This window comes from Streptomyces sp. NPDC002742 (genome assembly GCF_042888885.1).
Taxonomy (GTDB): Bacteria; Actinomycetota; Actinomycetes; order Streptomycetales; family Streptomycetaceae; genus Streptomyces.
Genome location: NZ_JBIAQF010000001.1, coordinates 1 through 26,991, shown reverse-complemented (window position 1 = coordinate 26,991; position 26,991 = coordinate 1). Strand labels below are relative to the sequence as shown.

Genomic DNA, 26,991 nt, shown 5'->3' with positions numbered 1-26,991 from the left:
CAGCGAGCCCGGCAGGGAGCCGATGGGGGGCCGGCGGGGAGCCGGCGGGGAGCCCGGCCATGGGTTCACGGCCGCCGAGCAGGCGATCGCGGCCGGGCGGACGGAGCGGACCTCAGGGCGTGATCGCGCCGAGCAGGGCCCGCGCGCACAGATCCCGTACCTGGTCGCGGGTCAGGTCCGCACCCCTGAGCCACTCCAGACACACGGCCGTGGTGAAGGCCAGCCACCCGCGGACGGCGATCCGGAGTTCAAGACGGTCCTCGGACGCCCGGCCCAGCTCGGGATCCGCCGCCAGCGCCCGAAGGATCTGCAGTTCCTGCGCGGCCAGTGCCTGCTGATAGACCCTGCGCACGGCCTGGTCGCCGGCCGCGTCGGCGCGGTGGAAGGCACGGAACCCGTGCGCGTGCTCCTCCACGTACCCGAGAAAGGTGTCCAGACCCGCACCGAGCTGCTCGCGCACCGGAACGCCGGGCACCGCCGCGGTCATCCGCAGCATCCGCCCGCTCTCCCGCTCGACCACGGCGGCGAAGAAGTCCCGCTTCGTCGGGAAGTAGTGGTACAGCAGACCGCGCGAGACTCCGGCGATCTCGGCGACCTGCTCGATCCACACGTCGTCGTACGGACTCTCCGAGAACAGGCGGGCGCCGACCGACAGCAGTTGCTCCCGGCGCTCCTCGGTGCTGAGCCGCCGACGTGCGCGCTCCCCCTGTCTCCCCGTCATGCCCGCACCTTACTTGACGTCGGTTCAGCAACGGGACCAGACTGAACACCGCTATTGAACTCGCGTACAACAGACTCGACGTGCCCGAGGCACAAGGGAGATGGCGTGATGGCGGAGACGACGGAGGCCGCGCTTCCCAAGGGGTTCCGCAGCGCGGAGCTGGGCTGGCCGGAACTGCACCGTATTCCGCACCCTCCACACCGCGTACCGCTGGTCGGTGATGTGATCGGCGCCAACGTCCGCTCACCGCTCCAGGACTCGATGAAGTTCGGGCGGCAGCTCGGACCGGTCTTCCGGCGCAGGGCCTTCCGCAACGAGATCGTCTTCGTCTGGGGCTCTGATCTCGCCGCCGAACTGGCCGACGAGTCACGGTTCGCGAAGCACGTGGGCCTCGGGATCGCCAATCTCCGTCCGGTCGCCGGGGACGGACTGTTCACCGCCTACAACCACGAGCCCAACTGGCAGTTGGCGCACGACGTCCTCGCCCCCGGCTTCAGCCGCGAGGCCATGGAGGGCTACCACCCGATGATGCTGGCCGTGACCGAACGGCTGACGGACCGCTGGGACCGGGAGCAGGCGGCGGGCCGCACCGTGGACGTGCCCGGCGACATGACGAAGCTGACACTGGAGACGATCGCCAGGACGGGCTTCGGCCATGACTTCGCCTCCTTCGAGCGCTCCCGGCCGCACCCCTTCGTGAACGCGATGGTGGGCACGCTGACCTACGCGCAACGCCTCAACGTCGTCCCGGTCCCGCTGGCTCCGCTCCTGTTGCGGGGCGCCTCCCGGCGCAACGCGGCCGACATGGCCTACCTCAATCGCACGGTCGACGCGGTGGTCGCCTCGCGCCGGGCCGACGGCGGCGAGGGCGACCTGCTCGACCGCATGCTGGAGACGGCACACCCCGAGACCGGGGCGCGGCTCGCCCCCGAGAACATCCGCCGCCAGGTCATCACCTTCCTGATCGCCGGCCACGAGACCACCTCGGGCGCCCTCTCCTTCGCCCTGCACTACCTCGCCCGGCACCCGGCGGTCGCCGCCCGCGCCCGGGCCGAGGTCGACCGGGTCTGGGGCGACACGGGGCGGCCCGGCTACGAGCAGGTCGCCAAGCTCCGCTACGTCCGCCGGGTTCTCGACGAGTCGCTGCGCCTGTGGCCGACGGCACCGGCGTTCGCGCGCGAGGCCCGGCACGACACCCTGCTCGGAGGTGTCCACCCGATGCGACAGGGGGCCTGGGCGCTGGTCCTCACCGCGATGCTGCACCGGGACCCCGAGGTCTGGGGCGCCGACGCCGAGGAGTTCGACCCGGACCGCTTCGACGCGAAGGCGGTACGGGCCCGGCCCGCGCACACCTTCAAGCCGTTCGGCACCGGGGCGCGCGCCTGTATCGGCCGCCAGTTCGCGCTGCACGAGGCGACGCTGGTCCTCGGCCTGCTGCTGCGCCGCTACGACCTGGCCCCCGAGCCCGGCTACCGCCTACGAGTGGCCGAACGGCTGACCCTGATGCCGGAGGGCCTGCGCCTGCGCCTCGAACGGCGCACGCCGGTGGTGCCGGGGCGGGAGGCCACCTTGGCCCGCGCGGCCGAGTGAGGCCCCGCTCCCGGCGCGGGCGCCGGCCGGCCCTCAGTCCTGAGAGGCCCAGTGGCCGGGGCGGCCGACCGATCGGGGGAGCCGGGTGCCCGCGCTGCCGCGGGCCGCGTTGAGCTGCGGCTGGGTGAGGAAGACGGCTCCGGTCAGGTCGGCGTCGGTGAGGTCGGTGTCCCTGAGGTCGGCACCGATCAGATCGGCGCCGCGCAGGTCGGCCCCCGTGAGATCGGCGGCGATGAGGAGGGCACCGCGCAGACTCGCGCCCCGCAGATCGGCACCTCTGAGCCGGGCGCCCATCAGATCGGCACCGCGCCGGTCCTTCTTCCTGCCCCCGTCGGCCCCGGCCCGTACGAACTCACTTATCCGCAGCAGCAGTTCGTTGACCTCCTGCCGGTGCGCGTCCAGGTCCAACGCGCCCAGTTCCTCCGGGGTTCGCCCCGCGAGGCGCTCCGTCGTGGCGAGCAGGCGCCGGACATCGGCGTGAACCGGCCGCGCGGCGGGGAGCGTCAGTGCCTCGTTCAGGTACCAGAGCAGTTCATGCAGGTGACGTACGACGGGGAACACGTCGAACATCCGGCGGGCGTGCTCCTTGGACCCCGAGCGCCAGTCCACGCCGCCGAAGGTCACCTGGGAGACCCGCTGCCCGGCGCCGAAGCAGTCGTAGACCGTGCAGCCCGTGAAGCCCGTCCGCCGCAGCCGGGTGTGGATACCGCACCGGGAGTCGCTCTCCAGATTCCGGCAGGGCTCGCCCGCGCCCTTGTCGATCGCGAAGTCGGCCGAGCGGGCGAAGGGCAGGGCGACGCAGCACAGCCCGAAGCACTGACCGCAGTCGGCCCGCAGTTCGAGGCGTGGGTCCGGGTGCGTGCTGCCGTCCTCTTGCATGTCACCCAGCCTACTCAGTTCGTGACACGCCCCTGAACTGCGCCGACTTGACGGCCCGGACTCTGTGCGCGAGGCGATCCCTGCGGTCGTTGTCCGGATCTTTGGCGGCGCACCGGGTATCGAGTCACCATGAAATCCACAGCGCTCCCCGGCCTCCCCTCCCCTCCGCCGCTGGGCGCGAGCGCGCTGCCGTCCGGGACGTACGACGGCTCGCTGGTGCTGGTCACCGGTGGCGGCACCGGACTCGGGAGGGCGATCGCGGCGGAGTTCGCCCGGCTGGGGGCCGATCTGCTGATCGTCAGCCGTCGTGAGCGGCATCTCGCGCCCGCCCGGGCGGAGTTGGCGAAGCTCGGCACCCGGGTCGAGTCCGCCGTGTGCGACATCCGGGACCCGAAGCGCATCTCCGAGGTGTTCGACGAGTACCCGCTGCCCGACGTGCTGGTCAACAACGCGGCCGCCAACTTCCCCGTGCCGACGGAGGACTTGTCGCCGAACGCCTGGCAGGCGGTCGTCGACATCACGCTCACGGGCACGTTTCTGATGACTCGTGAGTTCGGGATACGACACCTGGCCGCGGGCACACCGGGGTCGGTCATCGACATCGGCGCGTCCTACGCCTGGACGGGCGGCCCCGGTTTCGCGCACAGCGCGGCGGCCAAGGCGGGCGTGGAGAGCCTCGTGCGGACACTGGCCGTGGAGTGGGGCCCGTACGGCATCCAGGTCAACGGTCTGGTGCCGGGGCTGATGCCGCACGAGGACATGACGGACGACATCCGCGGCAACCTGGCACGGGCCGCGGTCGACGCGGACAGCGGGGACGGCCCGGACGGCGGCCCGGACGGCGGCCCGGACAACGAGAACGGTGGGGACCGCCCGGACACCGCGGACGGCGGGGAGCGCGACACGCACGACCGGCGGCAGCCGGCCCTGCGTGTCGGCGCACCCCGCGAACTCGGCTGGGCCGCCACCTTCCTGGCGTCCCCCTACGCCCGTTTCATCACCGGTCACACGCTGGTGGTGGACGGCGCGAACTGGCAGCGCAGAGGGCTCGTCAGCCCGCCGGTCATACCGGTGCGGGACCAGTTGGGGCGTGGTCCCTTCACCGGCTGAACCTCACTCCCGCACCCTCACTCCCCCGCCCTCTCCCCCGCGAGGTCGAGCCGGGCGAGCCGGTCGGGGTCGGCGAGGATGTGCATCGCGACGATCCTGCCGTCGACGACGGTGACGCCCATGACCGAGTGCGGCCGGCCGTCGACGAGCGCGACGACACCCGCCTCCCCGTTGACCCGGACGAGCCGGGAGGCCGCCCCGAACCGCGCGAAGGCGAGCGCCTGCCGAGCCACCGTCTCGGCGCCGCGGACCAGCCTGGACACCGCCTCGCCGGCGGCCTTCGGGCCCGCGTCGGCGCGCAGCACGACGTCGGGGTCGAGGACGGCGACGAGGGCCTCGAAGTCCCCGCCGCGCGAGGCCGCGAGGAAGGCGTCGAGGACCTCCCGCTGCCGGATGACATCCCGTTCGGGCTCGGGAGCCCCTTCCTTCACGCGGCGGCGCGCCCGGCTGGCGAGCTGACGGGTGGCTGCCGAGGAGCGGCCCACGACGGGCGCGATGTCGTCGAACGGCACGGCGAACATGTCGTGCAGCACGAAGGCGAGCCGCTCGGCGGGCTCCAGCGTCTCCAGGACCACGAGCAGGGCGAGCCCGACCGAGTCGGCGAGCAGCACCTCCTGTTCGGGGTCGATCCGGTCCAGGGGGCTGACGACGGGGTCGGGGACGAAGGTGCCGGAGGACTCCAGGGGGTCCTCGCGGCGCGCGGTGCGCGAGCGCAGCATGTCGAGGCACACCCGGCCGGCCACGGTGGTCAGCCAGGCGCCCAGGTTCCTGATCTCGCCCGGGTCGGTGCGGACGAGCTTCAGCCAGGTCTCCTGGACGGCGTCGTCCGCCTCGCTGAGCGATCCGAGCATCCGGTAGGCCACCGCCCGCAGCCGGCCCCGGTGCTCCTCGAACCGGTCCGCGAGAAGCTCTGTGTCGTTCATCGGTCCCCCTGCCTCGTCGTACGGAACAGTGACCGATCAAAACACGTCGGTCACTTTCCCTCGAAGCGGGGCGCGCGGCGGGCGCCCTTGGCCGCGTATCCCTCCGCCGCGTCCTCGGAGGTGAGGGTGAGCGCGGCCGACAGAGAGGTCCGGTCGAGGGCGGCGGCCAGACCGGCGTCGGCGTACGTGTCGATGTCACGCTTGACTCCCTGCACGGCGAGCGGACCGTTGGCCGCGATCTCCGCGGCGACGGCTCGGGCCGCCGTGTCCAATTGGCCTTCCTCCGCGACAAGTTGGACGAGGTGCAGACGTTCGGCCGTCGTCGCGTCCAGCCGTCTCCCGGTCAGCGCGAGGAACTTCGCCCACCCCGCGCCCGCCTCGCGGGCGATCCGCAGATCCCCGCCGGCGTCCACGGCGAGCCCCAACTGGGCCTCGGGCAGGGCGAACACGGCGTCGCGGGAGGCGATCCTGATGTCCGCCATCAGTGCCAGCTCGAACCCGAAGCCGAGGCAGTGACCCTGGACGGCGGCGACGACGGGCTGCGGCAGCCTCGCGAAGGCCGCGAAGCGCTCGTGGGCCCAGCGAATGCCCTCGTAGTAGGCGCGGGCGCGTTCGGCACCCGAGCGGCCGGTGATCGCGCCACCCGGGGCGCTCACGTCGATCCCCGCGCAGAAGGCGCGTCCCTCGGCCCGCAGCAGCACCACCCGGATCGAGCCGTCGAAGCGGATCCGGTCCGCGAACAGGCCGAGTTGGCGGGTGGACTCCCAGCTCCACGCGTTGAGCTTCGCCGGGCGGCACAGGGTGAGGACGCCGATACCGCCCTCGACGTCGAGACGCAGCCGCTCGTCGCCCTCCGGGATGTCCGTACGCGTGGTGTCGATCATCCGCGCCTCCTCTGAATTCTGACAGACCGTCAGAATTCTAGAAGGCGCCATCTGGCGGATGAAGGGGGCGAGGAACGCCGTTACACGACGAGGGAATTGTGGATCTCGACCACGGTCGTGTCGAACGGGGGCAGGCCGAGGTCCTGCGCGGCGGGCGCGATGACCTCCGCCTCGAACCGCCGGAAGGCGTCCTCCGACTCCCATACGTCGACGACCTGGAAGCCGCCCGAAGCGAGGGGCGCGCCGTAGTGGGCGACGAGCCCGGTGGGCGGTTTCGCGCGGTCCGGGATCACCCGCTCGAAGATGATGTCGTAGAGCTTCTGGCTCCACACCGCACTCTGGTTCTGAACCAGAACAGCCATGCCGGTCCCTCGATCCGCGGACGACTTCAGGTCGTCTGCGACGCTATGTCCACGTCCGGTCCTCGGCGACCGGTGACGGAGACGGCTGCGCCGTCCGGCGGAACCCGCTGGCGGGGCCGGACGGCGCGGGGGTGCGGACCTGTCAGACCTCGTCGCGGGTGAGCGCCAGCAGCCGGTCCAGGACGCGCGGGCCGCCTGCCCGTACCCCGTCGTGCTCGAACTCGTCGGTCACCCAGGTGCGCAGGCCCCGGACGGCACGCGCGGTGCGCAGGGAGTGCTCCGCGTCGACGTACATGTCGTCGTGGTAGACCGCCGCCGCGACCGGTACCTCGTTCACGGCGAGGCGGGCCGGGTCGTACAGCGGCGCCCAGTCGGTGCGGGCGGCCAGTTCCTCGGCGGTGTCCCGCAGCGGGCGCAGCGCCGGGTCGTTCTCGAAGGTCCAGGGGTGCACGGACTCGCCGGTGAAGAGCAGCGGTCCGTCGTCGGCGAGGGTCTTGGCCGCGTCGAACTGCGGGAACTCGGCGCGCACGCGCTCGGCGGACCAGGCCGTGGGGCGGTCGCCCTGGGCGTAGCAGGCCTCGTGGACCAGCGCGTACAGGGGATGGCCCGCGTACGAGAGCAGCCCCTGGACGTCCTCCTGGAAGGCGTCGGAGAGGGCCGTTCCCTGCGGGGTGCGGACGAAGGCGTCCTCCAGCAGGTAGTGCAGGCGGTGGCTGCCGTCGCTGCCGCCGAGGAGGATGCCCAGCGACTGGAAGGCCTCGGCGGTCAGCCGGTAGCCGCCGCTCAGGACCGGTTCGTGCTGGAGCAGGTACTCGGCGATCCGGCGGGCGCGATCGACGTCCTGCGGGTAGCGCGCGTAGTGGGCGGCGACCTTGCGCTCGATGCGCGGGTACGCGGCGCGGTAGACGTCGTCCGCGTGCCCGTCGAGGGTGGGCAGGCCGCCGGTGACGACGGCCGCGCTCAGACCCTCGGGGGCGCTGGACAGGTAGTGCACGGCGCAGAAGCCGCCGAAGCTCTGGCCGAGGACCGTCCAGGGCGCTCCGCCGGTGAGTCCGGGCCGGATGGCCTCGCAGTCCCGGACGATGGAGTCGGCGCGGAAGTGCGCGAGGTAGTCGGCCTGCTCACGGGGGCCGCCGCGCAGCGGGAGCGTCTGCCGGTTCGCGGGCGTGGAGTGTCCGGTGCCGCGCTGGTCGAGCAGCAGGACGCGGAAGTCCGTCAGCGCCCGGTCGAGCCAGGCCTGACGGCCGACGAAACGATTCGCCCCGAAGCCGGGGCCGCCCTGGAGGTAGACCATCCAGGGCAGGCTCTGGTGCGCCTTGTCGCTCGCGACGACCTCGCGGGCGAACAGTTCGATGCTCTCGCCCGCCGGGCGGTCATGGTCGAGAGGCACGGTGAGGCGGTGGTCGGTGAGGACGACACCGGGCTGGCGGTAGCTGACGGTCAACAGGGCTCCCGAGACGTACGGATTCCAGGCTGCGTCCCAGTTGAGCACATCCTCCCCGGGCTCCGCGGCCCGGGGATCAAGAAAATGAACTGAACAGTGACTCAGCAGGCCGTAGCCGGGAACTGAACCGCCGCTCAGCGCGCCGCCAGGCTGGAGTGGCGCACCACCAGCTCCGGCTGGAGCACGACCCGCCGGTGCTCGTGCGGCGCGGGCGCGTTCTCCGCCTCGATCTCCTCCAGCAGCAGCTCGGCGGCGAGGGCGCCCATGGTCACGGCGGGCTGGCGCACGGAGGTGAGCGGTACGGCCGCGGCGGCCGCGAACTCGATGTCGTCGTAGCCGACGATGGCAAGGTCGTCGGGCACGCCGACGCCGGCCGCGTACATGGCCTGCAGCACGCCGAGGGCGAGCAGGTCGTTGGCGCAGAAGACGGCGGTGGGCCGCTCGGCGAGGCCGAGGAGCCGGGCGCCGGCGTCACGCCCGGCGGCCACGTCGAGGCGCTCGGTCGGCAGCTCGCGCAGATTCGCCTGGCCGAGGCCCGCCTCGGCCAGGGCGTTCAACGCGCCGGTCCGGCGGTCCCTGACCTGGCTGAGGCCGGGCGGTCCGCTGACGTACGCGATCGATCGGTGTCCCGCGTCGACGAGATGCCGGACGGCCAGCGCGCCGCCCGCCACGTCGTCGACCGAGACCGAGCACTCGGTGGTGCCCTCGGCGACCCGGTCGACCAGCACGAAGGGGATGCCGTTGCGGCGGAAGGCCTCGATGTTGCGCCCGCTCGCGTCGGTGGGTGTCAGCAGCACCCCGCGTACCCGCTGCTCGGCGAAGAGCGACAGATAGTCGGCCTCCTCGCTCGGGCTCTGCGCGCTGTTGCAGACCATCACGCCGAGTCCGGCTTCCCGTGCGGCGCGCTCGGCGCCGCGCGCGACGTCCACGAAGAACGGGTTGCCCATGTCGAGGACGAGAAGTCCCATGATCCGGCTGCGTCCGGCACGCAGTTGGCGTGCCGACTCGCTGCGTACGTAGCCGAGCCGGTCGATGGCGGACAGGACGCGTGCCCTCGTCTCGGAGGCCACCGAGTCGGGGCGGTTGATCACGTTCGAGACCGTTCCGACGGAGACTCCGGCGGCACGGGCGACGTCCTTGATACCCACCGACTGGGCCATCAGGCGGGAACCTCCAGAAGAACGAGAAGCGGCAGGCAGGCCCTCACATTACCCGCGGGCGGGCCGGAAACAGTGGTCATGAGGGCAGCCGGAAATCGATGACGTGCAGCGCGGACGGCGTGGTTCCACTGGACTTCTCCTGGTACATCACGGACAGCGTTCCGTCCTGCGAGACGCGCGTCTCGTCGATCACGACCTCGCCGAACGCGTTCAGGCCGCTGCCGTCGAACAGGAGCTTCCAGTCGGTGTGTCCGGAGGACTTCGAGGCTCCGGCGATCCGCCCGAACGGCATGATCGCGTAGGCGTTGTCGTACCGGTCCAGGACCAGTCTGGTGCGCTGGCTGGAGTTCAGGGCGATCGGGATCTCGGTCTTGGTCCAGCCGCCCGAGGAGTTCTTGCGGAGGTGGAAGGCCCGGCCGTTGGCCGTGCGGTCCGTCACGTAGTTGGTGGTGCACTGGCCGAAGCGTCCGGGCACATAGCTGATGATCGCGTGCGGCAGCCCCGCCGAGTCGGTGGCCTGGCTCTCCTGGTTCATCAGGGAGTGGTCGGGGTCGAGGGCGTCGACGACGAGCCCGGCGTCGGTGACGGCGACGGTCCCCGAGGTTCCGGTGGTGCCGACGACGGTGCCCGCGTCGTTGCGCCAACTGCGGCCCCGGTCGGTGGAGTAGACGTATCCGGTGTCGTGGTTGGTGATGCCGCCGGCGTTGCACATGACGGCGGCGTTCTGCTCGCGCCAGGTGAAGAAGGAGTGCAGCCGGCCGTTCAGGTCGTAGTCGATCCCGTGCAGATACATGTTGCGGGCCGTGCTCGACCCGTGCGCGCTGGTGTAGGTCCCTGTGGAGGCGGACCATTCGCCGAGCGCCGTCCAGGACGAACCTCCGTACTCGGCGAGGGCGTTGCGCCCGTTCCCGGAGACGCCGACGCGGTAGCTCAGCTGGAGGCCGCCGTCCGGGGTGGCGACGAACTGCGGGTAGGTGAACTGCGTGGTGAGCGCGAGACCGTCCAGGGAGGTCTGGACGGCCCCGAGGACCGAGGAGGTCCAGGCCGTCGACGCGGCGTTGTCGAGCAGCCCGGCCACCGACTTGACGTAGAAGAAGCCGTCGCTGTGCGAGTCCATGTTCAGGTGCAGCCGGCCGTCGGTGCGGGAGACTCCCATGGAGATGACGTTGTGGGAGTCGTCGCTCTTGAGCTTGTGACCGAGCGTGATCTTGGACCAGGTGGTGGCGCCGAGCGCGCGGCGGGCGACGACCGCGCTGCGGTCCGCGGTGTACCAGGCCGCGTACTGATAGCCGCGGTAGGTCAACAGGCCGTTCTTCTGGAACGAGTTGTTGTTGACCAGACCGTCGTAAGAGACGAAGTAGAGCGCCTGGGAGTCGAGTTGAGTGGTGCCTGACTGGGTGAGGGAGGGGCCGGGGGCGGCCGCTCGCGCCGTCTGCGCGGTGAGGGCGGGGCCTGCCACGGCGCCCAGCAGGGCCGTCGTCAGCACGGTGCGTCGTCTCATGTACGGGCTCCTCGATCGGGCTGCGGGCGGGGGTGGGGCGGCTGTTCAGGCACGTCGGGCGGGCTGTCCGGACGAGGTGGCACACCTCGTCCGTTCACGCGAGCCGCGGCACTGCGACCGTTCAGGCGAGGTGGAACACCTCGGCGAGCGGTTTCATGGCCTCGTCGGGTCTGGCGCCGTCCAGCGAGGTGAAGAACGGCGCCATCTCCGTCTGCCAGCGGGCATTGACGTCGGTGGCTTCCATGGCGGCCCGCGCGGCCGCGAAGTCCTCGGTCTCCAGGTAACCGACCAGCAGGCCGTCCTCACGCAGGAACAGCGAGTAGTTGTGCCAGCCGGTGGCCGAGAGCGCGTCGAGCATCTCCGGCCACACGGCGGCGTGCCGCTCGCGGTACTCGTCGAGGCGGTCCGCACGGACCTTCAGCAGAAAGCACACACGTTGCATCAATGACCCTCCGGGGCCTGGGAGTCGGGCCGACGGGGCCATCAGGACGTCAGGTTGCGAGGCGCCTGAGGGCCGGGCCGACAGAGGGTCAGAAGTTGAACTGGTCGATGTTCTTCGCGTCGAAGACGGTGGGCTTGCCCAGGCTGATGACGCCGTCCTTGCCGATGGTGAAGGAGCCCATGTCGCCGGCCTTGAAGGTCTCGCCCTCCTTGCCGGTGATCTGCCCCGAGGACAGCGCCACGGCCGTACGGGCGGCCAGCTCGCCGAGCTTCGCCGGGTCCCACAGCTCGAAGCCCTCGACGGTGCCGTTCTTGACGTACTTGCGCATGTCGTTCGGGGTGCCGAGGCCGGTCAGCTTGACCTTGCCCTTGTACTTGGAGCCGGACAGGTACTGCGCGGCCGCCTTGATGCCCACCGTGGTCGGGGAGATGATCCCCTTCAGGTTCGGGTGCTCCTGGAGCAGGCCCTGTGTCTGCTGGAAGGACTGCTGGGCCTCGTCGTTGCCGTAGGCGACCTTGACCAGCTTGACGTCCTTGTACTTGGGGTCCTTCAGCTCCTCCCTCATGAAGCCGATCCAGGTGTTCTGGTTGGTCGCGGTCTGCCCGGCGGACAGGATCGCGATCTCGCCCTTGTAGTTGATCTGCTTCGCGAGCAGCTGCACCTCGGTACGGCCCAGGTCCTCGGCGCTGGCCTGGGAGACGAAGGCGTTGCGGCAGTCGGCCTTGGTGTCGGAGTCGTAGGTGACGACCTTGATCTTGTTCGTCATGGCCTGCTTGAGCGCGGTGCACAGGGCACCCGGGTCCTGCGCGGAGACCGCCATCGCGTCGACCTGCTGCTGGGTGAGCGTGTTGACGTAACTCACCTGGCCGCTGGTGTCGGTGGCGCTGCTGGTGCCGACCTCCTTGTACTTCGAGCCCAGTTCGGTCAGGGCCTTCTCGCCGCCCTTGTCGGAGGAGGTGAAGTACGGGTTGTTGACCGCCTTGGGCAGGAAGCCGACCGTCAGCCCCTTCTTGGTGGCCGCGTTCGGGTCGGCCTTGCCGCCGGCGGCTGCGTTGGAGCCGCCCGAGTCCTTGACGTCGTTCTTGGTGGTGCCGCCGCAGGCGGTGACGGCCAGGGCGAGGGAGGTGACGGCGGCGAGCGCCGCGCAGGTACGGCGGATCGAAGACTTGCGCATGGCTGAGGGTTCCTTTACGAGGGTGAGCGGAGCGGGGTTACGAGATCGGAGTCGAGGCGGCTCTGCGGCCCGCCCTCGCTACGGAGATCTGGCGCCCGACCCGGGGGCCGAGCACGGAGACGACGAGCAGAACGCCGGTGACGACGATCTGCGACTGCGCGGAGACATTGAGGAGGCTCATCACGTTCTGCAGGGCGCCGAGCAGGAAGACTCCCGCTATCGCGCCGCCGAGCGTTCCCTTGCCGCCGTCGAAGTCGATACCGCCGAGCAGGACGGCGGCCACGACGGAGAGTTCGAGCCCGGTGGCGTTGTCGTAGCGGGCGCTGGCGTAGTGCAGGGCCCAGAACACGCCGGTCAGGGAGGCCATGAAGCCGGTCGCGACGAACAGGAGCAGCTTCTGCCGCTTGACCCGGATGCCGGCGAACCGGGCGGCTTCCTCGTTGGCGCCGACCGCGAACGCGGAGCGCCCGAAGGGGGTGGCGTGCAGCACGAGAACGGCGACGGCCAGCAGTACCAGGAAGAGCGGGAGGGCCTGCGGGACGAACGTGTTCCCGATGCGTCCGGCCGCGAAGTCCTGGTACTGGGTGGGGAAGTCGGTGACGGCGTCGGAGCCGAGCACGATCTGCGCGATGCCCCGGTAGGCGGCGAGCGTGCCGATGGTGACGGCGAGGGACGGCAGTCCGAGCCGGGTCACCAGCAGACCGTTGACGAGCCCGCACACCACGCCGAGCACGAGACAGAGCGGGATGATCGTCTCGATCGCCATGCCCTGGTTCCACAGGGCGCCCATGACCGATCCCGAGAGCCCGGCCGTGGAGGCGACGGAGAGGTCGATCTCACCGGCCACCACGAGCAGGGTCATGGGCAGGGCGATCAGCGCGATCGGCAGGGTGTTGCCGATCAGGAACGACAGGTTGAGGGCGTTGCCGAAGCCGTCCACGAAGGAGAAGGAGAAGAGCAGCAGGACGATGAGGAGGGCGCCGACGACCGTGTCCCAGCGGACGGCGCGCGCGAGAGCGGAGTCAGCCATGGCGGGCGTTCCTCTTCTTCAGGGCGGCGGCCACGCGCAGCGCGACGATCCGGTCGACCGCGATGGCGAGGATGAGCAGGACGCCGTTGATGGCGAGCACCCAGACGGAGCTGACGCCGAGGGCGGGCAGGACGCTGTTGATGGAGGTGAGCAGCAGGGCGCCGAGCGCGGCCCCGTAGACGCTGCCGGAGCCGCCGGTGAAGACGACGCCGCCGACCACGACCGCGCTCACGACGGTGAGTTCGTATCCCGTGCCGGTGCCGGAGTCGACGTTGCCGAACCGGGCGAGGTACAGGGCGCCGGCGAGTCCGGCGAGGCCGCCGCAGACGACGTAGGCGGTCAGGATGCGGTTGCGCACCGGGATGCCGGCCAGCCGCGCGGCCTCCGGGTTCGAGCCGAGCGCGTAGAGCTCGCGCCCGCTGCCGAAGTGCTTGAGGTAGTACGCGGCGACCACGACGACGACCAGGGCGATCAACGCGAGATACGGGACCGCCGAGATGCCGCCGGAGCCGAAGTCGACGAATCCGCCGGGGAGATCGGCGGCCGTGATCTGCCGGGGGCCGACCCAGATCGAGTCGATGCCGCGGATGATGTAGAGGGTGCCCAGGGTGACGACGAGCGCGGGTACCTGGCCGAGGCTGACGAGCGCGCCGTTGACCAGTCCGCAGCCGATACCGAGCAGCACGGCGAGGAACACCGCGACGACGGGGTTGCCGCCGCCCTGCAGATAGGTGCCGGCGGCGAAGGCGCTGACACCGAGCGTCGAGCCGACCGACAGGTCGACGTTGCGGGTGATGACGACGAGGGACTGGCCGGTGGCGACCAGCACGAGGATGGTCGCGTTCAGCAGCAGGTCCTTGACGCCCTGCTCGGACAGGAACTCGCTGTTGCCCGTCTGGGTGATGGCGATCATCACCAGGAAGACCGCCAGGATGGCGAGTTCGCGCATCTTGAAGACACGGTCAACCAGCCGGGCGCCGCTGGATTCGGGCACCTCGGTGGCGGGGGCGGGGGTGGGCGCGGTCACCGTCATGCGGCGGCCCTCCGGGGGATGATCGGGGTCATTCGGGCAGCCCTCTCGATGGCTGTCATGCGGCGGCCCTCCCGGTGGCGGCGGCCATCACGGATTCCTCGGTGGCTTCGGAACGTGGGATCTCGGCGGTGAGCCGGCCCTCGTGCATGACGAGCACGCGGTCGGCCATGCCGAGGATCTCGGGCAGATCGGAGGAGATCATCAGTACGGCCACCCCGTCGGCGGCCAACTCGCTGAGCAGCCGGTGCACTTCGGCCTTGGTACCGACGTCGATGCCGCGGGTGGGCTCGTCGACGATCAGTACCTTGGGGCCGGTGGCCAGCCATTTGGCGAGGACGACCTTCTGCTGGTTGCCGCCGGAGAGCGTGGAGACGGTGTCGGCTATCCGGGCGTACTTCACCTGGAGCCTGACCGCCCAGTCGAGGGAGCGGCTGCGCTCGGCCCCGCGGTCCATGAGGCCTGCCCTGACCGTCGTACGCAGCCCGGTCAGGCCGATGTTGCGCTCGATGGACATGCCCATCACCAGGCCCTGGGCGCGCCGGTCCTCGGGGACGAGGGCGAGCCCGGCGGCCATGGCGGTGGAGGGGGCGCCGTTCGTCAGTGCGTGGCCGTCGACCTCCACCTCTCCGGCGTCCCAACGGTCCACGCCGAACACGGACCGCGCGACCTCCGTGCGGCCGGCGCCGACGAGCCCGGCGAGTCCGACGATCTCGCCGCGCCGGACGTCGAAGGAGACGTCGGTGAAGACGCCCTCCCGGGTCAGCCGGCGCACGCTCAGGGCGACCTCGCCCGCCTCGACGTCCTGCTTGGGGTAGAGCTCGTCGAGGTCGCGGCCGACCATCCGGCGGACCAGGTCGTCCTCCGTCATGCCCTCCAGCGGCTCGCTGGATATCAGGGCCCCGTCGCGCAGGGTCGTGACGCGCCCGCAGATCTGGAAGATCTCCTCCAGCCGGTGCGAGATGAACAGCACCGCCGAGCCCTGCTCGCGCAGGGTGCGGACCACGCCGAACAGTCGGGCCACCTCGCTGCCGGTGAGGGCCGCGGTCGGCTCGTCCATGATCAGGACACGGGCGTCGAAGGAGAGCGCCTTGGCGATCTCGACGATCTGCTGGTCGGCGATGGACAGACCGCGCGCCGGGCGTTCGGGGTCGAGTTCGACGCCGAGGCGCTTCATGAGGGCGGCGGTCGCCGCGCGGGTCGCCTTGTGGTCGATGCGGCCGAGCGCCCGCCGGGGCTGGCGGCCCATGAAGATGTTCTCGGCGATCGAGAGGTCGGGGAAGAGCGTGGGCTCCTGGTAGATCACCGCGATGCCCGCGTCGCGGGCGTCGGCGGGGCCGTGGAAGACGGTGGGTTCGCCGTCCAGCAGCACCTGGCCGGCGTCCGGTCGGTGCACGCCGGCGAGCGTCTTGATGAGGGTCGACTTGCCCGCGCCGTTCTCTCCGGCGAGCGCGTGCACCTCGCCGGGGAACAGTTCCAGGGACACGTCCCGCAGGGCGCGTACGGCACCGAAGGACTTGGAGAGGTCCTTCAGCGCCAGCACCGGGGTCGGTCCCGTGTCGGACGGGTGGGTCATGAGGGGCTCCTCGACGACGCCGGCGGGACGGCTCCCACAGCGTCGTGAAAGGTTTCAATTGGATTGCCGGGACGTTAGACAGGTCACCCAGGCCGCGTCAATGGGTTCGTGTCGAAATTCTTCGACGGCCGCGTGTCACAAGAGAGTCACGGCGAACGGTCCACGCCGGAGGGGTTGACAGCCCTTCGGGGGGCTCATAACTTCACCTTCTGAATCGTTTCAGACGCTGTGTTCAAGAAGCCCTGCGAGCAGGACCGCGGGAAGCCCTTCGGGGAGTCACGCGGGAAGCCCCTCGGCAAGCCCGTCCGCGCTTGCCGAGGGAGGTGCCGGGCGCGGCCGTCGCGAAGCGGTTCGGCAAGCCGTCGAAGAAGCCGTTCCCATTCGAAGTCGTAGGAGTCCCGAAGTGACCGAGTTCGCCGCGGTGAAGGCCGCGCTCAAGACCCAGGCCGTCGAGACGCCGTCGTGGGCGTACGGGAACTCGGGAACCCGTTTCAAGGTGTTCGCGCAACCGGGCGTGCCCCGGACCCCGCAGGAGAAGCTGGACGACGCGGCCAAGGTCCACGAGTTCACCGGCGCGGCCCCGACCGTCGCGCTGCACATCCCCTGGGACAAGGTCGACGACTACGCGGCGCTGGCGAAGCACGCCGAGGAGCGCGGCCTGAGGCTGGGCGCGATCAACTCCAACACCTTCCAGGACGACGACTACCGGCTCGGCTCCGTCTGCCACCCGGACGCGGCGGTGCGCCGCAAGGCCGTCGACCACCTGCTCGAATGCGTCGACATCATGGACGCGACGGGTTCGAAGGACCTGAAGCTGTGGTTCGCCGACGGGACGAACTATCCCGGCCAGGACGATCTGCGCGAGCGCCAGGACCGGCTGGCCGAGGCCCTCGCGCAGGTCTACGCACGGCTCGGCGACCACCAGCGGATGCTGCTGGAGTACAAGTTCTTCGAGCCCGCCTTCTACGCGACGGACGTCCCCGACTGGGGCACCGCGTACGCGCACTGCCTCAAGCTCGGCCCCAAGGCACAGGTCGTGGTCGACACCGGGCACCACGCCCCCGGCACCAACATCGAGTTCATCGTCGCCACGCTGCTGCGCGAGGACAAGCTCGGCGCCTTCGACTTCAACTCCCGCTTCTACGCCGACGACGACCTGATGGTGGGCGCGGCCGACCCCTTCCAGCTCTTCCGGATCATGTACGAGGTGATCCGCGGCGGCGGCTTCACCCCGGACGTCGCCTTCATGCTCGACCAGTGCCACAACATCGAGGCGAAGATCCCCGCGATCATCCGCTCGGTGATGAACGTGCAGGAGGCCACGGCGAAGGCGCTCCTCGTCGACCGCGCCGCGCTCGCCGAGGCCCAGCGGGGCGGGGACGTCCTCGCCGCCAACGCGGTCGTCATGGACGCGTACAACACGGACGTGCGTCCGCTGCTCGCCGAGGTCCGTGCCGAGCTGGGGCTCGACCCCGACCCGGTGGCCGCGTACCACCGGTCCGGTTACGCGGACCGGATCGCGGCGGAGCGGGTCGGGGGCACCCAGGCAGGCTGGGGGGCTTAGCCCGCTCACCGGGCCCCGCTCTTCGACCGGGGGTTTCTCGGCTCTCTGATCGGGGGTTCCCGGATTGACCGGCACGGCGGGCCCGGCCGGGGCCGGTCGGGGCCGGCCCTCCGTGCCGCGTCTGCCCCACGCGGTGATCCGCGGACTGCGGGAGCCGTCGTGACCGGTCGCGCGGTTCCCCGCGCCCCTGGCGGGGCGCTTCTCCTCGGGTTCGTTCCCCAGTGCACGTACACACTCTCCCTAAGGACCATGACCATGGCACCCCATCCCGAAGCCGCCGCTCTGCTGGCCCGGTCGCGCCGGCTCGGCGCCGATCCGCGCAACACCAACTACGCGGGCGGCAACACCTCCGCGAAGGGCACCGACACCGACCCCGTGACCGGCGGTGACGTCGAGCTGATGTGGGTCAAGGGGTCCGGCGGCGACCTCGGCACCCTCACCGAGGCCGGGCTCGCGGTGCTGCGTCTGGACCGGCTGCGGGCGATGACCGAGGTGTACCCGGGCGTCGAGCGCGAGGACGAGATGGTCGCCGCGTTCGACTACTGCCTGCACGGCAAGGGCGGCGCCGCGCCGTCGATCGACACGGCCATGCACGGGCTCGTCGACGCCCCGCACGTCGACCATCTGCACCCCGACTCCGGGATCGCGCTCGCCTGCGCGGCCGACGGTGAGAAGCTGACCGCCGAATGCTTCGGCGACAGCGTGGTCTGGGTGCCGTGGCGCCGGCCCGGATTCCAGCTCGGCCTGGACATCGCGGCGGTCAAGGAGGCCAACCCGGAAGCGATCGGCTGTGTCCTGGGCGGCCACGGCGTCACCGCGTGGGGCGCGAGCGCCGAGGAGTGCGAGCGCAACTCGCTGCACATCATCCGCACCGCCGAGACCTTCCTCGCCGACCGCGGCAAGGCGGAGCCGTTCGGACCGGTCGTCGAGGGCTACGAGGCGCTCGCCACGGAGGACCGCCGCGAGCGGGCCGCCGCGCTCGCGCCGCACATCCGGGCCCTCGCCTCCCAGGACCGCCCGCAGGTCGGCCACTTCACCGACTCCGAGGAGGTGCTGGACTTCCTGGCCCGCGCCGAACACCCGCGGCTCGCGGCGCTCGGCACCTCATGCCCGGACCACTTCCTGCGCACCAAGGTCAGGCCGCTCGTCCTCGACCTGCCCCCGGCCGCCTCCCTCGACGAAACGGTCGCCCGGCTCGGAGAACTGCACGCCGAGTACCGCGTGGAGTACGCGGCCTACTACGGGCGGCACGCGCTGCCCGACTCCCCCGCGATGCGCGGCGCGGACCCGGCGATCGTGCTGGTCCCCGGAGTCGGCATGTTCTCCTTCGGCAAGGACAAGCAGACGGCGCGGGTGGCGGGCGAGTTCTACGTCAACGCCATCAACGTGATGCGAGGGGCCGAGGCGGTCTCGACGTACGCGCCGATCGAGGAGTCGGAGAAGTTCCGCATCGAGTACTGGGCCCTGGAGGAGGCCAAGCTCCAGCGGATGCCGAGGCCCAAGCCGCTCGCCACCCGGGTCGCCCTGGTGACGGGCGCGGGCAGCGGGATCGGCAGGGCCATCGCCGAGCGGCTGGTGGCGGAGGGCGCGTGTGTCGTGGTCGCCGACCTGAACGCCGAGGGCGCAGAACGGGTCGCCACCGAACTCGGCGGTCCCGACAGGGCCGTCGCCGTCGCCGTGGACGTCACCTCCGAGGAACAGATCACCGCGGCCTTCAAGGCCGCGGTACTCGCCTTCGGCGGAGTCGACCTGGTGGTCAACAACGCGGGCATCTCCATCTCCAAGCCGCTGCTGGAGACCACCGCCGAGGACTGGGACCTCCAGCACGACATCATGGCGCGCGGCTCGTTCCTCGTCTCGCGCGAGGCGGCCCGGGTGATGATCGCGCAGCGACTGGGGGGCGACATCGTCTACATCGCGTCCAAGAACGCGGTCTTCGCCGGCCCCAACAACATCGCCTACTCCGCGACCAAGGCCGATCAGGCCCACCAAGTACGGCTCCTGGCAGCCGAGTTGGGTGGCCACGGCATCCGGGTCAACGGCGTCAACCCCGACGGCGTGGTGCGCGGCTCGGGCATCTTCGCGGGCGGCTGGGGCGCGCAGCGGGCGGCGACGTACGGCATCGAGGAGGAGAAGCTCGGCGAGTTCTACGCCCAGCGGACCATCCTCAAGCGGGAGGTGCTCCCGGAGCATGTCGCCAACGCCGTGTTCGCCCTGACCGGCGGGGACCTGACGCACACCACGGGGCTGCACGTACCGGTCGACGCCGGCGTCGCCGCCGCGTTCCTGCGATGACGTCCATGAGCGCCCCGCACACCCCTGCCCCGCACACCCATTCCGCGCGCACCTACGCCGCGGTCGACCTCGGCGCGTCCAGCGGGCGTGTCATGGTCGGCCGCGTCGGCCGAGACACGCTCGAACTGACCGAGGCGCACCGCTTCCCGAACCGGCCGGTCCGGGTCCCCGAAGGGCTGCGCTGGGACATTCTCGCGCTGTACGCGGGGGTCATCGACGGACTGCGCGCGGCCGGGCAGGTCGACTCCGTCGGCATCGACAGCTGGGCCGTGGACTACGGGCTGCTGGACGCGGACGGAGCACTGCTCGGCAATCCGGTGCACTACCGCGACGCCCGCACCGAGGGTGTCGCGGAGAAGGTGTGGGCGAGCGTGCCCGCCGCCGAACTGTACGCGGCGACGGGTTTGCAGTACGCGCCCTTCAACACCCTCTACCAGCTGACGGCAGCCCGTTCCTCCGCCCGACTCACCTCGGCCAAGCGTCTGTTGCTCATCCCGGATCTGCTGGCGTACTGGCTCACGGGCGAACCGGGCACCGAACTCACCAATGCCTCCACCACGCAGTTGATCGATCCGAGGACGCGTGACTGGTCGTACGGTCTCGCGGAGCGACTCGGCATCGACCTCGGGCTGTTCGCGCCGCTGCGCCGCCCCGGTGACCCGGCCGGAACGCTGCTGCCGCGCGTGCTGGAGGAGACCGGGATGACCGGCCCGGTGCCGGTGACGACGGTCGGGTCGCACGACACCGCCTCGGCGGTGGCCGCCGTTCCCGCGACCGGGGAGCGGTTCGCGTACATCTGCACGGGCACCTGGTCCCTCGCGGGCCTGGAGCTGGACGCTCCCGTCCTCACCGAGGCGAGCCGGGCCGCCAACTTCACCAACGAACTGGGCCTGGACGGCACGGTCCGCTATCTGCGCAACATCATGGGCCTGTGGCTGCTCCAGGAATGCGTACGCGAATGGGGCGACCCCGATCTGGGTGAACTCCTCGCGGCCGCCGCCGAGGTGGCGCCGCTGCGTTCCGTCGTGGACGCGGGCGACGCGGAGTTCCTCGCGCCGGGCCGCATGCCGTCGCGGATCGCGGACGCCTGCCGGAACTCGGGGCAGCTGGTGCCCGAGTCCCGCGCCGAGATCACCCGCTGCATCCTCGACTCCCTCGCCCTCGCGCACCGCCGCGCGATCGAGCGGGCGCGGTCCCTCGCGGACCATCCGGTCGACGTCGTGCACATCGTGGGCGGCGGCACCCGCAACGAGCTGCTGTGCCGGCTCACCGCCGACGCCTGCGGGCTGCCGGTCGTGGCGGGCCCGGCGGAGGCGGCCGCGCTCGGCAACGTCCTCGTCCAGGCGCGGGCGCACGGGCTGGTGGGCGACCGCGCCGAGATGCGCGCGCTGGTGGCGCGCACCCAGCCGCTCCGCCGCTACGAGCCGCGGGGCGACACGGCGGCTTGGCGCGCGGCCGAGGCGAGGCTGGGCACATCGTGAGACGCGAGGCGTGAAAGCCACACCGCGAAACCCACACCGTGGAGCGCGCGTCATGCAACGCGCACAGTGGAGCGCACACCGTGACGTGGCCGTTGCGCGACGCGCCGTGCGGCACATCGTGCGACGCGCTCCGCGGCGCGCCGCGGACAGGGCGGGCGCGCGCTGCCCCTCCGGCCACGCTCCCGCCCCGTACCCTGCACCCATTCCGATGACCGAGACCGAGGAGCCGCGATGCGTGTCGCCCTGTTCCTGACCTGTGTCAACGACACGCTGTATCCGGACACCGGCCGCGCCGTGGTGAAACTGCTGACCAGACTGGGTGTCGACGTCGATTTCCCGATGGGGCAGACCTGTTGCGGGCAGGCGCACTACAACACCGGCTACCGCCACGAGGCCGAGCCGCTCGCCCGGCGTTTCTCCGAGGTCTTCGGGGAGTACGAGGCGATCGTGACGCCGTCCGGCTCGTGCGGGGCGATGGTGCGGGAGCTGTATCCGCGGATGGGTGAACGGGCCCGCGCGGAGGGGCGCGGCGACACCCTGGCCAGGACGCTGGCGCCGGTCGTGCCCAAGACGTACGAGCTCACCGAGTTCCTCGTCGACGTCCTCGGTGTGACGGACGTCGGGGCGTACTACCCGCACACGGTGACCTATCACCCCACCTGTCACGGCCTGCGCGGCCTGGGGCTCGGCGACCGGCCGCGCCGACTGCTCCAGGCCGTCGGGGGACTTGAGCTGCGGGAGCTGCCCGGCGCCGACGAGTGCTGCGGCTTCGGCGGCACCTTCGCCGTCAAGAACCCCGATGTCTCCGCGGCGATGGGCGCCGACAAGGTGCGCAACGCCGAGTCGACGGGCGCCGAGGTGCTGTGTGCCGCGGACAACTCGTGCCTGATGCACATCGGCGGCACGATGGGCCGCCTCAGGACGGGCCTGCGGCCCGTGCACATCGCGGAGATCCTGGCGAGCACGACGGCGGACACACGAGCGGGAACGGGAGTGGGCGCGGAAGCGAGCACGGAAACGGAAGAGGAGCCGAGCGCATGAGCGGAACCTTCGTCGGTATGCCGGCCTTCCCGAAGGCCGCGCGCGAGGCCGTGAACAACGCGACCCTGCGCGGCAATCTGCGGCACGCCACCCACACCATCCGCACCAAGCGGGCCAAGGCCGTCGCCGAGCTCTCCGACTGGGCGGAGCTGCGCGAGGCGGGCAAGCGGATCAAGGACCACACGCTCCGTCATCTCGACCGGTATCTCCTCCAGTTGGAGGAGTCGGTGACCGCGGCGGGTGGCATCGTGCACTGGGCCGCCGACGCCGAGGAGGCCAACCGGATCGTCACGGCGCTGGTCAAGATGACCGGCGAGAGCGAGGTCGTCAAGGTCAAGTCGATGGCCACCCAGGAGATCGGGCTCAACGAGGCACTGGAAGCCGCGGGAATCCACGCGTACGAGACCGATCTCGCCGAACTCATCGTGCAGTTGGGCAAGGACCGGCCCTCGCACATCCTCGTCCCGGCGATCCACCGCAACCGCGGCGAGATCCGGGACATCTTCGTCCGCGAGATGGGCGCGTGGGGCCGGGCCGCTCCCGAGGGACTCACCGACAAACCCGCCGAACTGGCCGAAGCGGCGCGCCTGCACCTGCGCGAGAAGTTCCTGCGCGCCAAGGTCGGCATCTCCGGCGCCAACTTCATGGTCGCCGAGACCGGCACCCTCGTGGTCGTCGAGTCCGAGGGCAACGGCCGGATGTGCCTGACGCTCCCCGAGACCCTGATCTCGGTCGTCGGCATCGAGAAGATCGTGCCGAGCTGGCGGGACCTGGAGGTGTTCCTGCAGACCCTGCCCCGCTCCTCGACGGCCGAGCGCATGAACCCGTACACCTCGATGTGGACGGGCACGACGGACGGGGACGGCCCCCAGAACTTCCATCTGGTCCTGCTGGACAACGGCCGCACCGACACGCTCGCCGACGAGGTCGGACGCCAGGCGCTGCGCTGCATCCGCTGCTCGGCGTGCCTCAACGTCTGCCCGGTGTACGAGCGGGCGGGCGGCCACGCCTACGGCTCGGTCTACCCGGGCCCGATCGGCGCCATCCTCAGCCCGCAGCTCCGGGGCACCGCGAGCGAGATCGACGCCTCGCTGCCGTTCGCCTCCACGTTGTGCGGCGCCTGCTACGAGGTCTGCCCGGTCGCCATCGACATCCCGGAAGTGCTCGTCCACCTGCGGGAACGGATCGCGCAGGGCGGCCCGGCGACACGGGACGGCAACACGGTCGTGCTGAAGCCGGCCAAGGGGCACGCCGCCGAGCGGGCGGCGATGCGGGCGGCGCGATGGGCGTTCAGCCACCCCGGCGCACTGGGCGCCGGACAGCGGCTGGCGTCCCGGACCCGCCGCTTCCACCCGCGGACCCTGCCGGGACCCGGCCGGGCCTGGAGCGCGACCCGTGAACTGCCCACGGTCCCGGCGGAGTCGTTCCGAGACTGGTGGCAGCGTACCCGGGGCGGAAAGGACACCACGAAGTGAGCAGCAGGGACCTGATTCTCGGCCGGGTGCGCAGGGCACTCGCGGACGTACCCCGGGACGGCACTCCCCCATTGCCTGAACGGCCTGGGAACGACCCCCGGTACGAGCAGGCCGTCGACCGGAAGTATCTGCGCGAGCACGGTGCGCGGAGTGCCGCGGAGACGGTGGACCTGCTCGCGGAGAACCTGGCGGACTACCGGGCGATCGTGCACCGCACGACCGGCGGGGAACTGCCGTACGTCATCACGCGGCTGCTCGCCGAACGCGGGTCCCAGGACGTGCTCGTGCCGCCGGGGCTCCCGCCGGAATGGATGTCGGCGGCGGATCCCACCCGGGTCCACGACCGTGCCGTGAGCACGCCCGGCGAGCTCGACAAGGTGACGAGCGTGGTGACCGGCTGCGCCGTCGCCATCGCCGAGACCGGCACGATCGTCCTCGACGGCGGCCCGGACCAGGGCCGCCGCCGCATCACCCTGATCCCGGACCACCACATCTGCGTCGTCCGGGTTCCCGGCCAGGTGGTGGCCTCCGTACCGCAGGCCATGGAACGCCTCGATCCGGCGCGCCCGCTGACCTGGATCTCCGGCCCCTCGGCCACCAGTGACATCGAGCTGGACCGGGTCGAGGGGGTGCACGGTCCGCGCACCCTGGAGGTGGTCCTGGTGAGCGGGGAGTGACGGGCGCGGTCACGCGTCCATCGCACCGGGCGGGCGTCGGAGGGTGGTCGGCCCATCCGTGTGCCGGCGAGTGCGAAGGGTTGCCAGGATCGGTTCCGGGGGACACTCGCGACACGTCCGGGCCGGCCCTGGTCCCCGGCGTCGCGCCGCCACCGGCGAACCGCGCGACCTCTCTTCGTATCACCGGGATCATGGCGTCGACCAGGCATTCCGTCGGACCGTTCAGGTTGCGTTCAGGCTCGTCACGACCCCTGGCAAGTCCTGCTCCAGAAGCTCCCAAGCGATGGCAAAGACCTCTGTGGTAGGGCCTTTGGGCCGTGTCATTGTGCGGGTCATGAGCACCGAGCACCTCACCCGTCACTCTCGAAGCATCCCGCCTGCCGCCGTCCTGGCGAGCAAGGTCCCGGAAGTCACGTTGTACTTCTGGATCATCAAGGTGCTGACCACCGGAATGGGCGAGACGGCCTCCGACTTCCTGGCCCATTGGATCGGGCCCATCCCCGCCGTGGGGCTCGGCGGGCTGGCCCTCACGGCCTCGCTCGCGCTCCAGTTCGCCGTACGCCGCTATGTGGCCTGGATCTACTGGACCGCGATCGTCATGGTCAGCGTGTTCGGCACGATGGCCGCGGATGTGCTCCATGTCGGTCTCGGCGTCCCGTACGCGATCTCCACGCCGCTCTTCCTCGTCGCGCTGGGCGCCGTGTTCGCCGTCTGGTACGCCAGTGAGCGCACGCTCTCCATCCACAGCATCCGCACCCGCCGCCGCGAGATCTTCTACTGGGCCACCGTTCTCGCCACCTTCGCCCTCGGCACCGCGGCCGGCGACCTCTCCGCCACCATCGGTCTCGGCTACCTGGGCTCGGCCGTCCTGTACGCCGTCGCCATCGCGGTCCCGGCCATCGCCCACCGCTGGGGTTCCCTGAACGCGGTCGCCGCCTTCTGGACCGCGTACGTCATCACGCGCCCGCTCGGCGCGTCGGTCGCCGACTGGATGGCCCTCAGCCACGCGCGCGGCGGTCTCGCCCTCGGCCTCGGCCCGGTCACCGCTTCCTGGACCGTCGCCATCGTCGGCTTCGTCGCCTACCTCGCCCTGTCCCGGCGCGACATCCAGAGCGACTCGACCGGGGCCGCGGAAACCGTCTGAGCGGACACACGGGGCTCCCTGCCGCGTCCCCAGGTTCCACCTGGACCGAGGAACCCGGCGCCGTCCCGCTCCTCCACCACCACCCGAGCCCGGCGCACTTCGCGGAGTACCCACCGCGAGCTGCGACCGGGCTCCGTCGCGCCGTCGGATGTTCCGGTCGGCGCACCCTGCCGCGCGACGTCAGCGTCAGCGTCAGCGTCAGCGGGACCGTTCCGGTGCGGGCACGGCACGACCCCTCACGGACGCCGACTCATCGCGTCTCCCGCAGCGGGGCGGCCTCAGCGCCCGGTCCCGCCCTCGACAAGCCGCCGCAACGAGGGGAGCAACGCGTCGATGTCCTGCCCGGTCCGGAACGCGACGACCGTGGTGCCGACTCCCGTCGTCGGCGAACCGGCCGCCGGAAAGAGAGCGAGCACCTCACGCATCGCCTCGTCCACCTCTGCGACCGGATCCGTGGTCTCCCCTCGGAGCCAGCGGCGCAGCACGTGGTTGTGGGCCGCGACCACCGCGGCCGACATGAGTTCGGCCCGGAGGGACGCCGACTGGGCCGAATCGCCCATCCAGTCCGCGATGAACTCGCGGAAGAGGCGCTGATAGCGCGCCACGCTGGCGATCTCGCGGTCGCGGAGAGCCGCGACCTTGCTCGTGAGCTGGTACCTCCGGCGCGCGAGGTCGCCCTCGTCCAGGTAGTGCAGCAGGACCAGGCGGACCGCGTCGGAGACCGCGATCAGAGCGGTGCTGTGACTCGACGTCGCCAGCCGGTCCCTGATCAGGTCAAGGAGCCGGTCGTGGTCCGGGAAGATCACGTCGTCCTTGGACCGGTAGTGCCGGAAGAACGTCGTGCGGCCCAGGCCGGCGCGTTCGGCGATGTCGTCGACGGTCGTCTGCTCGTATCCGCGCTCGTCGAAGAGCGCGAAGGCGGCGTCCGCGAGTCGGTTTCGCGCGGATGGCTTGCTCATGATCACCCATCTTTCCCCGTCTCACCCCCCGGAGGCCACTTGCCCTCCCGAATGGTACTGGGTACCGTCAAGGCGAGATTGAGTACCGAGGGAGGTTCAGTGTGAGTTCCATGGCGCGCGGCGAGTCCGACCTGCCGATCCGTCCGCACCGCGGCGGAGCCTCGCTGGACGGCTTCGACGCGGGCGCCGAGCCGGGTCTCCCGGGAACGCCCCGCTGCGCGAGGAGCGCGACTCCGGCGTGGTCCGCAGGGCACTCGACGACCTCCGTGCCGACGCGGGAGGGACCGGCAACAGCCCGCCGCCGATGCGCGAAGCGCTGAAACCGCGGGCCGCGGGCGGCGAGGTCTCCCACGCCCCGCACGACGTCCGGGGCGTCCACGCACCCCTCGAAACCTTCTGACCGAACGGGACACACCACGCGTCATGAACGACATCGACATCCACACCACCGCGGGCAAGCTCGCGGATCTGCAGCGCCGCATCCAGGAAGCGACCCACGCCGGCTCGGAGCGCGCCGTCGAGAAGCAGC

At 71.1% G+C, this 26,991-nt stretch carries 24 protein-coding genes; 10 read left to right on the top strand and 14 right to left on the bottom strand.

The features are described 5' to 3' along the window. Window positions 1-112: 112 nt before the first annotated feature. On the bottom strand, window positions 113-721 hold the full coding sequence (locus ACFYW8_RS00120) for a TetR/AcrR family transcriptional regulator (RefSeq protein ID WP_365871856.1): 609 nt from the start codon (window positions 719-721) through the stop codon (window positions 113-115). A gap of 108 nt (window positions 722-829) precedes the next feature. On the opposite strand from ACFYW8_RS00120, the gene ACFYW8_RS00115 reads away from it, so the two are divergent. After that, window positions 830-2,311 (top strand): cytochrome P450, encoded by a 1,482-nt coding sequence (locus ACFYW8_RS00115; RefSeq protein ID WP_389064775.1) that lies wholly within the window; start codon window positions 830-832, stop codon window positions 2,309-2,311. Window positions 2,312-2,344: 33 nt separating this feature from the next. Here the strand turns inward: ACFYW8_RS00115 and ACFYW8_RS00110 are convergent, their stop codons facing one another. Then, window positions 2,345-3,190: a pentapeptide repeat-containing protein gene (locus tag ACFYW8_RS00110; protein ID WP_389064770.1), complete on the bottom strand. Its 846-nt coding sequence runs from the start codon at window positions 3,188-3,190 to the stop codon at window positions 2,345-2,347. Between the two features lie 129 nt (window positions 3,191-3,319). On the opposite strand from ACFYW8_RS00110, the gene ACFYW8_RS00105 reads away from it, so the two are divergent. Then, window positions 3,320-4,300, top strand: a complete 981-nt coding sequence (locus ACFYW8_RS00105) for an SDR family oxidoreductase (protein ID WP_389064766.1) — start codon at window positions 3,320-3,322, stop codon at window positions 4,298-4,300. 17 nt (window positions 4,301-4,317) lie between these two features. Here the strand turns inward: ACFYW8_RS00105 and sigJ are convergent, their stop codons facing one another. The 11 genes from sigJ to ACFYW8_RS00050 form a co-directional block, all read right to left on the bottom strand. Further along, window positions 4,318-5,223 carry an RNA polymerase sigma factor SigJ gene (gene sigJ, locus ACFYW8_RS00100; protein ID WP_389064762.1) on the bottom strand — a complete coding sequence of 302 codons (906 nt, stop codon included), beginning with the start codon at window positions 5,221-5,223 and terminating at the stop codon, window positions 4,318-4,320. A gap of 50 nt (window positions 5,224-5,273) precedes the next feature. Further along, a complete protein-coding gene (locus ACFYW8_RS00095) occupies window positions 5,274-6,107 on the bottom strand; it encodes an enoyl-CoA hydratase/isomerase family protein (RefSeq protein ID WP_389064757.1) in 834 nt (277 codons plus the stop codon). An 80-nt stretch (window positions 6,108-6,187) separates the two neighbouring features. Beyond that, window positions 6,188-6,469 (bottom strand): hypothetical protein, encoded by a 282-nt coding sequence (locus ACFYW8_RS00090; protein ID WP_389064753.1) that lies wholly within the window; start codon window positions 6,467-6,469, stop codon window positions 6,188-6,190. Window positions 6,470-6,611: 142 nt separating this feature from the next. Beyond that, window positions 6,612-7,961 (bottom strand): alpha/beta fold hydrolase, encoded by a 1,350-nt coding sequence (locus ACFYW8_RS00085; protein ID WP_389064751.1) that lies wholly within the window; start codon window positions 7,959-7,961, stop codon window positions 6,612-6,614. A gap of 86 nt (window positions 7,962-8,047) precedes the next feature. Beyond that, the gene (locus ACFYW8_RS00080) at window positions 8,048-9,073 is read right to left on the bottom strand and encodes a LacI family DNA-binding transcriptional regulator (RefSeq protein WP_389064748.1); all 1,026 of its coding nucleotides are present in this window, start codon (window positions 9,071-9,073) and stop codon (window positions 8,048-8,050) included. Between the two features lie 76 nt (window positions 9,074-9,149). Next, window positions 9,150-10,574, bottom strand: a complete 1,425-nt coding sequence (locus tag ACFYW8_RS00075; protein ID WP_389064745.1) for a BNR repeat-containing protein — start codon at window positions 10,572-10,574, stop codon at window positions 9,150-9,152. A gap of 121 nt (window positions 10,575-10,695) precedes the next feature. Continuing rightward, the gene (locus tag ACFYW8_RS00070) at window positions 10,696-11,016 is read right to left on the bottom strand and encodes an L-rhamnose mutarotase (RefSeq protein WP_365871836.1); all 321 of its coding nucleotides are present in this window, start codon (window positions 11,014-11,016) and stop codon (window positions 10,696-10,698) included. Window positions 11,017-11,104: 88 nt separating this feature from the next. After that, the gene (gene rhaS, locus ACFYW8_RS00065; protein WP_365871834.1) at window positions 11,105-12,190 is read right to left on the bottom strand and encodes a rhamnose ABC transporter substrate-binding protein; all 1,086 of its coding nucleotides are present in this window, start codon (window positions 12,188-12,190) and stop codon (window positions 11,105-11,107) included. 37 nt (window positions 12,191-12,227) lie between these two features. After that, window positions 12,228-13,220 (bottom strand): ABC transporter permease, encoded by a 993-nt coding sequence (locus ACFYW8_RS00060; protein ID WP_365871832.1) that lies wholly within the window; start codon window positions 13,218-13,220, stop codon window positions 12,228-12,230. Further along, window positions 13,213-14,253, bottom strand: a complete 1,041-nt coding sequence (locus ACFYW8_RS00055) for an ABC transporter permease (protein WP_389064737.1) — start codon at window positions 14,251-14,253, stop codon at window positions 13,213-13,215. The genes ACFYW8_RS00060 and ACFYW8_RS00055 overlap by 8 nt, the downstream gene beginning before the upstream one ends. A gap of 55 nt (window positions 14,254-14,308) precedes the next feature. Then, on the bottom strand, window positions 14,309-15,826 hold the full coding sequence (locus ACFYW8_RS00050) for a sugar ABC transporter ATP-binding protein (protein ID WP_365871828.1): 1,518 nt from the start codon (window positions 15,824-15,826) through the stop codon (window positions 14,309-14,311). Window positions 15,827-16,229: 403 nt separating this feature from the next. Between ACFYW8_RS00050 and rhaI the strand changes: the two genes are divergently transcribed. From rhaI to ACFYW8_RS00015, 7 genes are all read left to right on the top strand, one after another. Then, a complete protein-coding gene (rhaI, locus tag ACFYW8_RS00045) occupies window positions 16,230-17,390 on the top strand; it encodes an L-rhamnose isomerase (RefSeq protein WP_389064732.1) in 1,161 nt (386 codons plus the stop codon). Between the two features lie 255 nt (window positions 17,391-17,645). Continuing rightward, the gene (locus ACFYW8_RS00040; RefSeq protein ID WP_389064728.1) at window positions 17,646-19,685 is read left to right on the top strand and encodes a bifunctional aldolase/short-chain dehydrogenase; all 2,040 of its coding nucleotides are present in this window, start codon (window positions 17,646-17,648) and stop codon (window positions 19,683-19,685) included. 5 nt (window positions 19,686-19,690) lie between these two features. Next, window positions 19,691-21,166: a rhamnulokinase family protein gene (locus ACFYW8_RS00035; protein WP_389064723.1), complete on the top strand. Its 1,476-nt coding sequence runs from the start codon at window positions 19,691-19,693 to the stop codon at window positions 21,164-21,166. 231 nt (window positions 21,167-21,397) lie between these two features. Continuing rightward, complete coding sequence (locus ACFYW8_RS00030) at window positions 21,398-22,207, top strand: (Fe-S)-binding protein (RefSeq protein ID WP_389064720.1); 810 nt, start codon at window positions 21,398-21,400, stop codon at window positions 22,205-22,207. After that, window positions 22,204-23,682, top strand: a complete 1,479-nt coding sequence (locus tag ACFYW8_RS00025) for a LutB/LldF family L-lactate oxidation iron-sulfur protein (protein ID WP_389064715.1) — start codon at window positions 22,204-22,206, stop codon at window positions 23,680-23,682. The genes ACFYW8_RS00030 and ACFYW8_RS00025 overlap by 4 nt, the downstream gene beginning before the upstream one ends. Beyond that, on the top strand, window positions 23,679-24,359 hold the full coding sequence (locus ACFYW8_RS00020; protein WP_389064710.1) for a lactate utilization protein C: 681 nt from the start codon (window positions 23,679-23,681) through the stop codon (window positions 24,357-24,359). Before ACFYW8_RS00025 ends, ACFYW8_RS00020 begins: the two co-directional genes overlap by 4 nt. Window positions 24,360-24,693: 334 nt before the next feature. Beyond that, window positions 24,694-25,503 carry a hypothetical protein gene (locus tag ACFYW8_RS00015; protein WP_365871815.1) on the top strand — a complete coding sequence of 270 codons (810 nt, stop codon included), beginning with the start codon at window positions 24,694-24,696 and terminating at the stop codon, window positions 25,501-25,503. A gap of 278 nt (window positions 25,504-25,781) precedes the next feature. Here the strand turns inward: ACFYW8_RS00015 and ACFYW8_RS00010 are convergent, their stop codons facing one another. Continuing rightward, a complete protein-coding gene (locus tag ACFYW8_RS00010) occupies window positions 25,782-26,462 on the bottom strand; it encodes a TetR family transcriptional regulator (RefSeq protein WP_365871813.1) in 681 nt (226 codons plus the stop codon). Between the two features lie 238 nt (window positions 26,463-26,700). On the opposite strand from ACFYW8_RS00010, the gene ACFYW8_RS00005 reads away from it, so the two are divergent. Continuing rightward, complete coding sequence (locus tag ACFYW8_RS00005) at window positions 26,701-26,862, top strand: hypothetical protein (RefSeq protein ID WP_365871811.1); 162 nt, start codon at window positions 26,701-26,703, stop codon at window positions 26,860-26,862. Window positions 26,863-26,991: the final 129 nt, after the last annotated feature.